The 454-nt window shown below is 71.4% G+C and carries 1 protein-coding gene; it reads right to left on the bottom strand.

Annotation, left to right across the window (positions count from 1 at the left end; translation table 11 throughout):
• Positions 1–7: 7 nt before the first annotated feature.
• Positions 8–454: ABC transporter ATP-binding protein (locus tag IF01_RS0140870; protein ID WP_030398692.1), on the bottom strand; the 447-nt coding region annotated here is incomplete at its 5' end.

Here is a 454-nt window from a genome sequence, read left to right on the forward strand (position 1 = left end):
TGCTGCGTCAGCTGGTGCGGCCCTTGGCGTCGAAGCGGCGCATGCGGTCCAGGACGGTGTCGGCGGTGGGGTTGGTGAGTTCGTCGACGATGCGGCCGTCGGCGAGGAAGACGACGCGGTCGGCGTAGGCGGCGGCGACGGGGTCGTGGGTGACCATGACGACGGTCTGGCCGAGTTCGCGGACGGAGTTGCGCAGGAAGGAGAGGATCTCGGCGCCGGAGCGGGAGTCGAGGTTTCCGGTGGGTTCGTCGGCGAAGACGATGTCGGGCTTGGAGGCGAGGGCGCGGGCGCAGGCGACGCGCTGCTGCTGGCCGCCGGAGAGCTGGCTGGGGCGGTGGGAGAGGCGGCCGGAGAGTCCGACGGTCTCGACGACGCGGTCGAGCCACTGCTTGTCGGCCTTGCGGCCGGCGATGTCCATGGGGAGGGTGATGTTCTCGAGGGCGGTGAGGGTGGG

This window comes from Kitasatospora purpeofusca, assembly GCF_000718025.1.
Classification (GTDB): Bacteria; Actinomycetota; Actinomycetes; order Streptomycetales; family Streptomycetaceae; genus Kitasatospora; species Kitasatospora purpeofusca.